The sequence below is a fragment of the Shewanella sp. SM55 genome, from assembly GCF_025654025.1.
Lineage (GTDB): Bacteria > Pseudomonadota > Gammaproteobacteria > Enterobacterales > Shewanellaceae > Shewanella > Shewanella oncorhynchi.
Genome location: NZ_JAKKRS010000007.1, coordinates 184142 through 197084, shown reverse-complemented (window position 1 = coordinate 197084; position 12943 = coordinate 184142). Strand labels below are relative to the sequence as shown.

The 12943-nt window shown below is 39.9% G+C and carries 11 protein-coding genes; 8 read left to right on the top strand and 3 right to left on the bottom strand.

The window, feature by feature from the left end:
* The first annotated feature begins 10 nt into the window (after positions 1–10).
* Genes L5L91_RS11340 through L5L91_RS11325 form a run of 4 tightly spaced genes read left to right on the top strand, consistent with a single transcriptional unit; the run spans position 11 to position 4687 of the window.
* The gene (locus tag L5L91_RS11340; protein ID WP_105249936.1) at positions 11–472 is read left to right on the top strand and encodes a PilX N-terminal domain-containing pilus assembly protein; all 462 of its coding nucleotides are present in this window, start codon (positions 11–13) and stop codon (positions 470–472) included.
* A gap of 2 nt (positions 473–474) precedes the next feature.
* On the top strand, positions 475–3981 hold the full coding sequence (locus tag L5L91_RS11335; RefSeq protein WP_263236558.1) for a pilus assembly protein: 3507 nt from the start codon (positions 475–477) through the stop codon (positions 3979–3981).
* 11 nt (positions 3982–3992) lie between these two features.
* The gene (locus tag L5L91_RS11330) at positions 3993–4385 is read left to right on the top strand and encodes a type IV pilin protein (protein ID WP_263236556.1); all 393 of its coding nucleotides are present in this window, start codon (positions 3993–3995) and stop codon (positions 4383–4385) included.
* A complete protein-coding gene (locus tag L5L91_RS11325; protein ID WP_113941310.1) occupies positions 4382–4687 on the top strand; it encodes a TapY2 family type IVa secretion system protein in 306 nt (101 codons plus the stop codon). Before L5L91_RS11330 ends, L5L91_RS11325 begins: the two co-directional genes overlap by 4 nt.
* 91 nt (positions 4688–4778) lie before the next feature.
* On the opposite strand, the gene L5L91_RS11320 is transcribed toward L5L91_RS11325, so the two are convergent.
* Both L5L91_RS11320 and L5L91_RS11315 read right to left on the bottom strand, forming a co-directional pair.
* On the bottom strand, positions 4779–5273 hold the full coding sequence (locus L5L91_RS11320) for a GspH/FimT family pseudopilin (protein ID WP_113941309.1): 495 nt from the start codon (positions 5271–5273) through the stop codon (positions 4779–4781).
* Positions 5274–5416: 143 nt separating this feature from the next.
* The gene (locus tag L5L91_RS11315; RefSeq protein WP_263236553.1) at positions 5417–5929 is read right to left on the bottom strand and encodes a GspH/FimT family pseudopilin; all 513 of its coding nucleotides are present in this window, start codon (positions 5927–5929) and stop codon (positions 5417–5419) included.
* A gap of 241 nt (positions 5930–6170) precedes the next feature.
* On the opposite strand from L5L91_RS11315, the gene glnB reads away from it, so the two are divergent.
* Both glnB and L5L91_RS11305 read left to right on the top strand, forming a co-directional pair.
* Entirely contained in the window at positions 6171–6509 is a 339-nt protein-coding gene (gene glnB, locus L5L91_RS11310) for a nitrogen regulatory protein P-II (RefSeq protein ID WP_028760911.1), read from the top strand.
* 196 nt (positions 6510–6705) lie between these two features.
* Entirely contained in the window at positions 6706–7995 is a 1290-nt protein-coding gene (locus tag L5L91_RS11305) for an NAD(P)/FAD-dependent oxidoreductase (protein WP_028760910.1), read from the top strand.
* 48 nt (positions 7996–8043) lie between these two features.
* Here L5L91_RS11305 and L5L91_RS11300 read toward each other — a convergent pair whose 3' ends face one another.
* Positions 8044–9060 (bottom strand): LacI family DNA-binding transcriptional regulator, encoded by a 1017-nt coding sequence (locus tag L5L91_RS11300; protein ID WP_131525952.1) that lies wholly within the window; start codon positions 9058–9060, stop codon positions 8044–8046.
* Between the two features lie 387 nt (positions 9061–9447).
* Between L5L91_RS11300 and L5L91_RS11295 the strand changes: the two genes are divergently transcribed.
* Together L5L91_RS11295 and L5L91_RS11290 are read left to right on the top strand one after the other, a co-directional pair.
* Positions 9448–12126 carry a TonB-dependent receptor gene (locus L5L91_RS11295; protein ID WP_411568905.1) on the top strand — a complete coding sequence of 893 codons (2679 nt, stop codon included), beginning with the start codon at positions 9448–9450 and terminating at the stop codon, positions 12124–12126.
* A gap of 96 nt (positions 12127–12222) precedes the next feature.
* Positions 12223–12927, top strand: a complete 705-nt coding sequence (locus L5L91_RS11290) for a SapC family protein (RefSeq protein ID WP_263236548.1) — start codon at positions 12223–12225, stop codon at positions 12925–12927.
* Positions 12928–12943: the final 16 nt, after the last annotated feature.

Genomic DNA, 12943 nt, shown 5'->3' with positions numbered 1-12943 from the left:
GGTTGGTAAGATGAAAAAGCAAAAAGGAATTGTATTATTTTTTGCACTTATCATATTGTTGCTTATGACTATTATTGGTGTCGCTTTGGCTGTTAATTCGACCCAATCTATGCGTATGTCTGGAGCAGGATCAGAACGTATAGAGGCTAAGTCTGTTGCTGATGGTGGCTTAGAGGCGGCAATCGAAGCCAATAAAGGTGCTAGCTTAGCCAAACTATCTGAGATTTCATCTGTGGTTGAATTTGGTTCTAACCAAACGTTAACGCCAATTCCTTATGAAGTTGATGCTGCAGGTAATGTTGTCATTAGTGCAAAAGATGTTGGATGCCAGCGGAGTACAAGGCCAAATAGTGGTAATTTAATCAGCTGTCGGCGTGTTGAGATTAGTAGTACAGCAGAATTTGGTAGAGATAAACTGGGCCAACTCACTGTTGTCGCAGGTGTGGAGCAAGAAGTTTTAACTGGGAGTTAGATATGATTATTAAAAAGCTGGCTTGTTCTATACTACTTGCGCTGACTTTTGTGTCGGCTTTCTCCTTTAGTGACGATACTGAGTTATATGTAAAAGAATCAACAACTCGAACGGGCGCAAGACCTAAAGTGCTCGTTATATTTGATAACTCAGGAAGTATGTCGACTGAAGAAATTACTCAGGTTGTAGATTATGACCCTAACTATGACTACCCAGCCGTAAGTGGTTCTGGGTATAGTGATACTCTTATTTATTATGCTGTTGGCGGTGGAGGATTACCCACCCCTGATACTAGCTCTGATAAGCGTAATTTTAAAGCTAGTTTAAATGGATGTAGTCAAAGCAAAGCTGCATTAGCAGAGTTTGGTCGTTTTACTGGGTATATAAGAGAGTTCACATCAAGTGGTACTACTGGTGTTTGGAAAGAACTACCTGAAACAAACGGTACAGCAATAAAAGTAATTGATTGTTGGGAAGATATTTCTCAAATAAATCCGAGTAATTCATCATCATATCCTAATGGATTTCCTGCTAACGGGGTAACAACGGGGTCAGGTAGTAAAAAGAAAGCGTATCCATATTTTACTTCCTCACTACCAGGAACAACTTGGACCAATGCTTTAGCCGCAGCAAATAATACTGACTTTGGTGTTGGACAACCTATTACCTTGTACACTGATAATTACCTAAGATGGTACGGATTATCTAAAGCGGGAAAATTACCAACGGTAAAAATTTCAAGACTAGAAATTGCGAAGAAAGCGATTTCTAATATTATTAGTTCAACTCCAACAGTGGATTTTGGACTTGCTGTATTTAATTATAATTATCCAAATGAAGGTAATCGAGACGGTGGTCGAATTGTATCTGGCATTACTCAGATGACGGATAGTACGCGTGCTAGTTTATTATCTACTATTGATAGTTTGCCAGCAAAAACAAATACACCACTATGTGAGACTATGTATGAAGCTTACCGTTACTTTGCAGGTAAGGGCGTTAAATATGGTCATAGTGATACTGATTATGGCTCGTATGTAGGAAATAAACCCCCGTATGATAGTTCAGTGGAGAAGAGTGGTAACTACGCAAGTCCATTTAAAGTATGTACGGATATTGCTTATGTTATCTATGTCACTGATGGCTCTCCAACAGTTGATAAAAATGCGAATAATGACGTTATTAGTTTAACTGCCACTGGAAGTAAGGAAGGGGATTACTCTTCATTTTCTAAAAATCTAGATACAGCAAGCTATTTGCCCGCATTAGCTAGTTATATGTTTAATAACGACTTAATTAACAAATTGGACAGTTCAAATACTGAACAAATGCAGAATGTTCGTACTTATACTATTGGTTTTAGTAAAGGTGCAGAAGATGCCGCACCTTTACTTGCTGAGACGGCTAAAAGAGGTGGTGGTTTATATTTTGCTGCTCAGAACAGTCTTGAACTACAGAATGCACTTAATGATGCGTTATCAAATATTTTGAATATTGATTCAAGTTTTACATCTCCAAGTATTGCTAGTAATAATTTTGATAGGACTCAGACATTTGATGCCGCTTATTACGCTATGTTTCTCCCAGGCAAAGGACCTCGTTGGAGCGGTAATTTAAAAAAATTAAAAGTAACCGCAGATGGAACATTGGTTGATAGTAAAGGGAATGCAGCTATAGCAGATAACGGCAATATTAAAGATGGTGCCTGTACTATATGGTCGGATTGTGTTGCGCAAAAGGATGGGAATAAAGTTGAAGTCGGCGGAGTCGCGGCACAAATCAGAAAGCAAGAAGTTAGGAATATTGTAAGTAACTTAAATGGGGCCTCCAGTTTAACGCCTTTAACACTTGCTAATGCACAAACTGCAGCAGGCGGTGATGCTGCGCTAGCTAGCTATATGAGAACTAGCGTAGATGAGCTTGCTAATACGTTAAATTGGCTTAATGGGATAGATGTCGACGACGATAATAAAGATGGTAGTACGACAGATAAACGTAATGATGTTATGGGTGATCCTCTTCATTCTAAGCCACTTGCACTCAATTTCGGCACAAAAAGCGCGACTGATATTCGTATCATGCTTGGCACTAATCAAGGTGTTGTGCATATGTTTAAAGATGCGGGCGAATCTGTATCAGAGACTTGGGGCTTTATTCCCTATGAGTTATTGCCTAATTTAACAGAACTGAGAAGTAATGATCCTTCAGGTGTACACACAGTATACGGAATGGATTCATCTCCAGTTGCTTACACAGAAACTGATGCTGAGGGTAAAGTGATTAAAGCATGGGTCTATATGGGGATGCGTCGAGGTGGCTCGTCTTATTATGCCCTCAATGTGACAAACCCTGATAGCCCTTCTCTAATGTGGACTATTAATCCATCAACGGATGGTTTTTCTGATCTTGGACAAACATGGTCTGAGCCTATAGTGACGAAAATCGTTGGTTATGAAAAGCCTGTACTCATTTTTGGTGGTGGCTACGATGTTAGTTTTGATGCAACTCCTTCATCTTCTCCGGTCGGTCGTGCGGTTTATATTGTCGATGCAGAGAAGGGAACTTTGATTCATTCATTTGGTGGCTCTGCATCGGGTGCAACAGTACTTTCGGGTATTCAGGATAGCATTCCAAACTCAGTCGCCGTACTTGATAGTAATAATGATGGGTATACAGATAGGATTTATGCCTCCGATGTCGGTGCAAATGTCTGGCGCATTGATCTTCCAAGTGCAAGTAAGTCGAGTTGGAGTGCATTTAAATTTGCTTCTTTAGGTGGTACTGATAGTAATAATCGTCGTTTTTATGCAGAACCTGTTGTAGCACAAACGATGTTTACTAATTTATCCGAAGTTAAGGTGACAACAGAGAGTGGTACTACTACGACTAAAACTTATCAAAATGTTCCCTATGATGCGGTGGTGATTGGAAGTGGAACGCGACCCCACCCATCATCTACTGATATCAATGATATGTTTTTTACATTGCAAGATCGTAATGTGGTGACTAAGAGTTTTACTGGCGGTGATATTCCCGAGGCGATCACAATCAATGATCTCTATGATGTGACTTCTAATGCACCTGCGTCTGAAGCCGACAACATAAGTTTCGGTAAAAAACTCGGCTGGTTCTATGATTTTAGTGGTCTAGGTGAAAAGAGTTTAACAGCTGCCTTGATTGTCCAAGGCAAAGTTTATTTCACTTCTTATTCTCCCCCTGCAGATTCGGTTGCCGATAACGTGTGTTTGGTGTCTGGTTCTGGCAAATTATATCCGTTCGATCTGCACAAAGGAACGAGATCCTTTTCTCAATTATATTATGAACTGGGTGAACGTGTACCGGATACACCGCAGATTGTTATTCCTGCACCTGAATCCGGTAAAGATCCCTATATCTATATTATTGGAGTTGGTAAAGGTGAGAAAAATGAAAATGGGGATTATACAGGAACAATCAACGTTGCTTCTGGGTTAGGTGTTAATAAAATTTATTATCATATAAATGAATGAGTTATTAATTTATGAAGGTTCAACTTAAAGGTTTTACCCTGATAGAGGTGATGATCGCCGTCGTGATCATTGGTATTTTGGCATCGATTGCATACCCTTCTTATACGCAGTACATTGCTCAGAGTGCAAGATCAGAAGGGTTAGCTGCTTTGATACGTATAGCAAACTTGCAGGAACAGTATTATCTCGATAATAAAAAATATGCTACTGATTTAACAAAACTTGTAGGGGCCAACCCTTATATCACTGAACACAAACATTACTCTGTATCATCAAGTGGTGCATCAAGCTTTACGATTAAGGCAGTTGCTCAAGGGGTTCAGGCTAGCCGTGATGCCTCGTGCTCTCCTTTAACAATATCAGATACTGGGGCAAAAGGTCCGAGTGCGGAGTGTTGGAAATGAAATTAATAAACCTCTTTATAACGGTGGCTTTCTTACCAAGCTTAGTTTGGGCTGACTCTGGAGCAACAGTCAGCGAACAAGACTTCAAATGCTACATTACATCAAAGAAAAGTGCTGAGATTGCCTTCTATCATTGGAAGAGTAGTGAAATGAATGTGAGAATGGCTAGCCTTGTTGGTACTACTCGCCAATCAAATGATGGATCGAAATATTACATCTATAGTGTTGAGGAGTGTGTCGCATTAAACGCTGAATTTACTAATACTAAGGCGCAAGTTTTGGATAAGTTAACACCTAGATAAACATCAGCATGTATTTTTAAATGTTAACAACGAACGATTTAAGGATAATATTATTTTAGGGTAGTGAACGGTAGATTTAGTCTCCCATAGTTTATGTGCAGCTTTTCCCATCTGCGCCCTCTTTTATTAAACCTGAAGTGCTAATGTTGATGCTTTTAGAATTGTCACTTTGCCCATTTGAACAATAGATAATTGATGTTTCAACTGAGACTAAACCATCGGGTGTAAAATCAATTTTTTTATCGGCGGGCCCTAATAGGGAAATTACATCGTGTGTATTGAAACTATCTATCACTTTCAATACATTCTTGGCACCTCCATTGTCAATATATACACTGAACCCCTTATTCCAGTCTGTGCCGCATGGTGATGCCGCGTATGGGCAGACTGTTACTGTTGCGCCATAGTTGACAGCTTGGTTTCTTGCAAAAGCAAACACATCACTAATTTTTCGTATTTCATTAGCGCTGCGTGTCCCTTCGTATAGCGACGTAAGTGATGGAACCCCTATGGCTAGTAGGATTGCTGCTACGGCAATTGTGACCATCAGTTCGACTAAGGTAAATCCTCTTGAAATAATTAACATGTAGCTATCCTCGTTAAAACTTAGCTAAGTATATGCGAGGAGACTCTAATGGTCAGTATCTATTCTATATTTTCAATATACCCAATAAATTGATTTTCTTGCTTTTATATAATTAAATTATAATAGGGAGTATATATTTAAATTTAATCGCAATTGATATTCTTTGCGGTAGAAAGGCGAACTCTACCCGCCTGATTAACAACGATTGCACGGGAATTTTTGCTATCAATTGTTCGTGGGCAATACTTGAAAGTACCATTACTTCCAGAAGCTAACCCATCAGGTTGAAATTTTATCGAACTTTTATTGTATGTTAAAAAATCTTTCGAATCGAATTCATCAATGACCCTAATAATTTTATCGTTAGCATCGAAGCTTTCGACTACACCTGTATCAATGAAAATTGTTAATCCCTTTTGCCAATCTTGAGTACATTTCCCATTTACGAGTGGGCATACTGTGACCCTATAGCCATAACTAACAGCTGTATTTCGCGCAAATTGAAGTGTCTGCTGGATAGTTTTAATATTGGTATCAGCTCTTATCTGATCGCTGAGATCGGTCAAGGAAGGAGCTCCAACTGTTAACAAGATTGTTGAAATTGATATCGTAGTGATAAGTTCTATCAGGCTAAAGCCTTTTCGATGGGAGTTCATAACAGATCCTTGTTATTTTTCGCTTGCATCCCGCGAGCGAGTTAGTGCTGGCTAGAATGTAAGTATAAAATCTGAGGCAATATTCATAGTACTTTTTTTAGACTTTTATGTGCTAAAAGCGATTTTATAGAAACTGTGTTTTATGAGTAAAGCACTACATTCACTTCAATATTGACGTAACCCCGTGTAAGCTAGTGTTATTCTGTTTGTTTATGTTATTGCAAGGGATGAGGAATTTTTAATGAAAAAAGTTGAAGCCATTATTAAGCCATTTAAGTTAGATGATGTGCGCGAATCACTTGCAGAAATTGGTATAACTGGGATGACGGTACTGGAGGTTAAGGGTTTTGGTCGTCAGAAAGGGCATACAGAGTTGTATCGTGGTGCCGAATATATGGTGGATTTTCTGCCAAAAGTAAAAATAGAGTTAGTGATCCAAGACGATCTGCTCGACCAAGCAATTGATGTCATTGTTGAAACGGCCCGCACAGGCAAAATTGGTGATGGTAAAATTTTTGTCACTGATGTTGAACGTGTTATCCGTATTCGAACGGGTGAAGAAAACGAAGAAGCGGTATAAACTGCTTACGAACGATTCTAAAGGGCCTAGTGGCCCTTTTTTGTTGCCTAAGCATATGGAAAAACTAAATAGTACTGCTGGGTTTCTGAAATATCTTTAATGGAAAATCGCCTGTTTTACTCAACTAATGTAGTTATCTCTTATCTGTAACATGGTATAACTTAGCCTCGCAAATGAGTTTTATGAGGTTGTCATTTTGGCTACAAAAAGAATAGTGATCGTGGGTGGTGGTGCTGCTGGTTTAGCGCTTGCATCGAAGTTGGGCCGTAAATGGGGCGGTAGTGATGTCGTCGATGTGTGCTTAATTGATAAAAGTCCTATTCATATATGGAAGCCTAAATTACACGAAGTCGCTGTTGGTGTGATAGATCAATCTATTGAAGGTTTACTCTATCGCGATCATGGACTTAAAAACGGTTATCGCTATATTCGTGGTGAGATAGAGCAGTGTGAGCCGGATGCTAAATCGATTCAGTTAGCCGCAGTCTATAATGATGAAGGCGAGTTGCTCTTAGAGCAGCGACAAATCGATTATGATTTTTTAGTGCTTGCATTGGGTGGAGTTTCTAATAGTTTCAATACATTAGGTGCTGATGAGCATTGTATTTTCTTAGACAGCCTTGAAAATGCCAATTTATTTCATCATAAATTACTCGACGCTTTACTTCAATTAAACGAAACGCAAGAAAGAGTCAGCATTGGTATTGTCGGTGCGGGTGCGACAGGGGTTGAATTGGCAGCAGAGCTTCATCATGTCATTGAGTCTGTTAAAGAGTACGGCTATCTGAATATCGCTAAGCATCATCTTGATGTGCATTTGATTGAAGCGTCCCCCAAAATCCTTCCTCAATTACCAGAGCGTGTAAGCGCTAGGGCTCAGGCTGTTCTTGATCAGATTGGTATACGTTTACATATCGGTGTTCAAGTTAAAGAAGTGACTCGTGATGGTTTCATTACCCAAGATGGCGATGTGATTAAAGCAGGCTTAAAAGTATGGGCTGCCGGTGTCAAAGGACCAAAAGCATTTCAGCATTTTGCAAAACTGCCCATTACTCCGCGAAATCAGGTAGAAGTTGATGATTGTATGCGAGTGAAAGGTCATCAAGATATCTACGCCCTTGGCGATTGCGCTCTATTGATCCAAAGTTCTGGCCAGCCTGTTCCACCAAGGGCGCAAGCAGCAGCTCAGATGGCTGATACCTTGTTTGATAATATCGTTAATCGATTACAAGGTAAGCCTGAAAAGGCCTTTATTTATAAAGATTACGGCTCATTAGTTTCTTTAAGCCGCTTCTCTGCGGTAGGCAATTTAATGGGGAACCTACGCTCTGGCACTTTCTTTGTTGAAGGCCATATAGCAAGATTGATGTATATCTCTTTGTATCAGAGGCATTTAGCCAGCCTTTATGGTTGGTTTTCGGCAATTGTGTATCGAGTGGCACAAAAGTTATTGAAGTGGCAGCGTCCGAAGCTCAAATTACATTGATTTCTATGTGATTTAGGAGATAGAAAGAGAGCATATATGCTCTCTTTTTTATTGTTTAGGAATTGCCGACGAGTCACGAATGATAGGTTCAGGAGTAAAGGTTCTAGAATATATGGCATCTTGCTCGCGACGTTTTGCTATTAATAATTCAGTAGCAACCTGAGCTATTTCTGCGTTTGGCTGATGTACTGTGGTAAGTTTAGGCCAGGTTTGACGTGAGAATGGGCTATCTTCGAAACCGACAATTGATAAATCAACGGGTATGTCTAAACCCGCTAAACGAGCCGCAAAAAGTGCACCAGCGGCAATTTCATCGTTACAAGCAACAATCGCCGTCGGGCGATTTTTTAGTTTGATGAGCTTGTTAGCACCATCAACACCGGACTCAAATGAGTACTTCCCTTCAATTATGTAGTTTTCATTCAGCTTTAGGTTATTTATTGTTAATGCCTGTTTAAAACCAAGTAATCGCTCTTTGGTGGATTCATGGTGTAAATCTCCGCTTAAAAAAGCGATATGCTTGTGGCCTAAATCAATCAGATGCTGGGTGATTTGAACTGCACCGAATTTATCGTTGACTAAAATAGTCAACCCATTCTGATCGTTGTCCTTTTCTCCCGCAATAATGCGCACATAGTTAGCATCAATTTCAGTGAGTGCTTTGAGTACTTTAGGATCTTCTGACAAGGGAGGTGTTAGTACTAATCCTGCGAGCCTAGAATATTTGACTAGTGCTGTAAGCTCATCACATATGGTCTCTGATTTGGCATTGCAAGGGTGGATGACAAGTTCATAGCCCTTGTCTTTACAGGCTGACAAGATCCCATTTTGCATATCAATAATATAGTAAGCGTTTGGATTATCGTAAATAAAACCAATAGCATAGGATTTAGTTCCTGCTAGATTTCTTGCTGCTAAATTAGGTTGGTAGTTAAGTGCTTTTATCGCCTCGTTCACTTTGTCAACGGTGGCCTGCTTCACTGAAGGTTCGTTATTGGTTACACGGGATACTGTCTTGATAGACACTCCAGCATATTTAGCTACGTCGTTGATAGTGACTTTCATTGATGTAAAAACTCTTTGTCTAAGGTCGCGAGGGGTTAACTGTTCTATGAACGTAAATTCTTTACCTGCAATTTACAAGCTTACATTTTTTATCAGTTTTTTCTGACTTATACATCTTATAGTGCGAGCTTTTGATGTGCTTAGCAATCCTGAATTGTTACAAATTGGCGTTAATTTATCATTGTTACAATTATGCTGGGAGTTGTAAATTTACGTCATAATATTAAAGCTCATGTTTTATAATGGTTTTTAATAAAACTACTGATTCAACATTCTGCTTTATGACATTTTTTTGCTTCCATCGTTATTTTGTTGTGGCAAGGCTGTTAATTATTGTGTAATGTTTGCACTAGACATGACAGCGTTGTCATTCCGCGGGGAATGGTTATGAATACTAAAACGATAATAAAGTTATGGAAGGGAAACGAGATGCGACCATCAACCTTTAAGAAAACCGTACTAGCTACAAATATTGCTATCCTACTTGGCAGTGCTGTATCCATCAGCGCTGTTGCTGCAGACGCCGTGACAACCACCGCAGCACCTGAAAATATTGAAAAAATTGAAGTTCGCGGTATTCGCGCTTCCCAGCAAGCTAACTTAAATGCTAAACGCTTCTCAGACAGTACTGTGGATGCGATTACTGCTGAAGACATTGGCAAATTTCCGGATAAAAACGTTGCAGAATCTCTGCAACGTATTCCTGGTGTCACGATCCAGCGTCAATTTGGTGAAGGCGCGGGTGTTTCAATTCGTGGTGCGGGTCAAGATCTGACTTTGACAACTCTGAATGGACAAAACGTAGCTTCAACAGGTTGGTTTGTTCTTGAGCCTGCAAAACGTTCATTTAACTATGAATTATTACCATCTGAATTAGTTGGTAACTTAGAAGTCTATAAATCATCCCAAGCGGACTTAGCTGAAGGTGGTGTGGGTGGTACTGTTGTAGTTAATACCCGTAAGCCATTGGATATGGATTCAATGACTTTCTTTGCTTCTGCTGAAGCTCAATATCAAAGCGATTCGGGTGAAACAGATCCACAATTTTCAGGCTTAGGTAGCTGGAAGAATGATGATGAAACTTTTGGTGTATTAGTTTCTGGCGTTATGCAAAATCGTAGCTTGCAGCGTCAAGGCGATGAAGCGTTTTGGGAATGGGGTGCTGGCCCTGTCGCATTTGAACAAGAGCGCGAACGTTCAGCTATTGCTGCAACATTCCAGTATGCCCCGTCTGATTCATTAAACTTTGTGTTTAACGCGATGGACATGCAAATGGCCGCGGACAACACCAACTACGCATTATGGTTTACGCAAGCTGACACTTCATGGTCAGGTGCTCCTGGTTCTGGTGCTTGGGATAACACGGAATGGATTGGTGGCTGCGGTTTATGTGGTGGTGATAAGCCAGATGCATCACAGTCAGGTTCTCAAGTTGCAGGCCCTGTTAACTTAGCATATTGGCAAGCTCGTCCTCGTGAAGCGACAATGAAGTCTCAAGTTTTCGACTTGAAGATGGAATATAGCGGTGATGGATACCAGTTTACGACTCAAATCGGTGATACAAGTTCTACTGGTGGTACCGATTTTGAAATGGTTGTTGAAGATGGTCTGGGTGGTACAGCATTAAATGGTGCGACTTACGACTTTACCAATGGTCATCAAACTTGGGATTTAAATGGTTTTGATACAGCCACTTATGATCCAGGTTCGCTTGCAATGGGTACTGGCAGTAACTTTAATAAAACACCAAAAACAGATGATGAAACTTATATTCAAGCAGATATTAAGTTTGATGTAGATCTAGGTGTGGTTAATGCCATTAAAACGGGTCTGAAATATGCGAAGCATAATACAACTAGTCGACGTTTTGACTTTGTACAAGCCGATGACTTTAATCCTGTCATATCAACAGCAGGCTTAAATACTGGTACTTTTGCTGTAGGTACGAGTGAATACGATATTATTCGTTTTGATCCAGATGCACTAAAAGATTGGGCTAAATCGAGCATCATCGGTGAGACTGAAGATTTTGGTTCATACCGTGAAATTGATGAAGATAACTATGCTGCTTATGTGATGGCTAACTTTGCATCAGAAGGTGTACGCGGTAACTTTGGTGTGCGTTATGCGGGTACTGAAGCGACCTCAACGTACTATGTTGATGGTAAGAAAGCCGATGCTTCAGCTAATTATGGGGAATGGTTACCAAGCTTAAACGTAGCATTCGACTTAGCACCTGATCTCATATTGCGCGCATCAGCGGCTCGAGTTATGGCTCGTCCACAGTATGATGACATGTATGTTAACCCTAACGTTTTAGGTGCAAATGATGATGTGCCTAATAACCAAAAATGGGTTGTTGGTAATATCGGGTTAAAACCATTTATTGCTAATCAAATAGACTTAGGCATTGAATGGTATTTCAATGAAGAGTCATTACTTTCTGCGGCTTTGTTTATGAAGGATGTTAAAAACTTCGTAACCTTTAGTGAGTACCATGCAGATAGCGCCGATATCCCATTTACTGGCACGTTAAAACCTGATGAAGTTGCTGGTGGTTGGACTGTGCAAGAGAAAGCCAATGGCGAATCGGCGACAATCCAAGGTTTAGAGCTGCAATATCAACAAGACTTTGGGAACGGCTTCGGCTCAATTGTTAACTACACTTATACTGATAGTGAAACTAGCCCAAATACATATACAGATCGCAACCCGTTCTTAAGCGATAGTTCAAAGCACTCATATAACTTAACTGGTTATTTTGAAAACGATTTGTTCCAAGTTCGTTTAGCATATAACTGGCGTAGTGAATATATGATCCGTGAAACTGGTTCATACGGTAATCGTTTACACGATGCATTTGGTAGCTTGGACTTGAGTGCAATTTGGCATGTTACTGATTATATGGATATTAAACTTGATGGTAATAACCTGTTAGAAGAAGGTTCACGTCAGTTTGGTAACAATCAGTTCCAATCTAATCTAAGTGGTTTTACGGATGGCTTCCCTGTATTTGAATACAACATGGCCCGCCGAATTACATTAGGCGCTAGCGTACGATTCTAATCTCGATTTAACTCATGTATAAATGAAAAAGGGAGCTTGCTCCCTTTTTTTATATCTCAATAATATTCAATCAGAAGAAGCCCTCAAGGAGCTCATATGACTAATTCAATCACCCCACTTGACTCAGCAAAACATGCGCACCTGAAAGTGACTCCTACCACTTATGAACATGTTGCTGCGCAACACTTACTACCCATTTCAATTTATGAGTTTGCCTTTGCTGCTGTAGATGCTCCTGTTGTTTTTGTTAAACATAGTGAAACAGGAGAATATCAGTCCGTAATTATGCTTGGATTAAAACCTGGACAGAATTTGAAGCAAAAAGATGGCAAATGGTTAGGGCTGTATATTCCAAATATACTTAAAAACTATCCGTTTGGTTTAATGTTGAGTGCTGAACAGCAGGATAAAGTATGGGTGGGGATACGAGAAGAAAGCGCCCATGTGAGCACTGATAAGGGAAATGCATTGTTTGAAGGTGGAGAGGAAACTGCGTTTTTAAGATTGCGTAAAGACAGTATTATAAAAAACTTCGAACAAGAGCAAATGAGTAAGGCAATTATTGCATTTTTGGCACAAAAAGAATTATTTTCTCCCCAAAGTCTTACTGTTGACATTAAAGGCGAAAAACGCGGCATAAATGGTATCTATTTCATCGACGAAGCTAAGTTAAATCAACTCAACTCAGATGAGTTCTTAGATATCAAGCGACGGGGCCTTTTAGCGCCGATTTACAGCCATTTGAACTCATTGCATCAAATTAATCGCCTAGCGAAAGAAGAAATCGAATTGAGCGTTTAAGTAATCAGCAGGCATA

Excerpts from the sequence above, each read along its gene's own strand:
- L5L91_RS11320 (WP_113941309.1), bottom strand. The coding sequence starts at position 5,273 with ATGTTAATTATTTCAAGAGGATTTACCTTAGTCGAACTGATGGTCACA.
- L5L91_RS11295 (WP_411568905.1), top strand. The coding sequence starts at position 9,448 with ATGAATACTAAAACGATAATAAAGTTATGGAAGGGAAACGAGATGCGA.
- L5L91_RS11335 (WP_263236558.1), top strand. The coding sequence starts at position 475 with ATGATTATTAAAAAGCTGGCTTGTTCTATACTACTTGCGCTGACTTTT.
- L5L91_RS11290 (WP_263236548.1), top strand. The coding sequence starts at position 12,223 with ATGACTAATTCAATCACCCCACTTGACTCAGCAAAACATGCGCACCTG.
- L5L91_RS11325 (WP_113941310.1), top strand. The coding sequence starts at position 4,382 with ATGAAATTAATAAACCTCTTTATAACGGTGGCTTTCTTACCAAGCTTA.
- L5L91_RS11340 (WP_105249936.1), top strand. The coding sequence starts at position 11 with ATGAAAAAGCAAAAAGGAATTGTATTATTTTTTGCACTTATCATATTG.
- L5L91_RS11330 (WP_263236556.1), top strand. The coding sequence starts at position 3,993 with ATGAAGGTTCAACTTAAAGGTTTTACCCTGATAGAGGTGATGATCGCC.
- L5L91_RS11300 (WP_131525952.1), bottom strand. The coding sequence starts at position 9,060 with ATGAAAGTCACTATCAACGACGTAGCTAAATATGCTGGAGTGTCTATC.
- glnB (WP_028760911.1), top strand. The coding sequence starts at position 6,171 with ATGAAAAAAGTTGAAGCCATTATTAAGCCATTTAAGTTAGATGATGTG.
- L5L91_RS11315 (WP_263236553.1), bottom strand. The coding sequence starts at position 5,929 with ATGAACTCCCATCGAAAAGGCTTTAGCCTGATAGAACTTATCACTACG.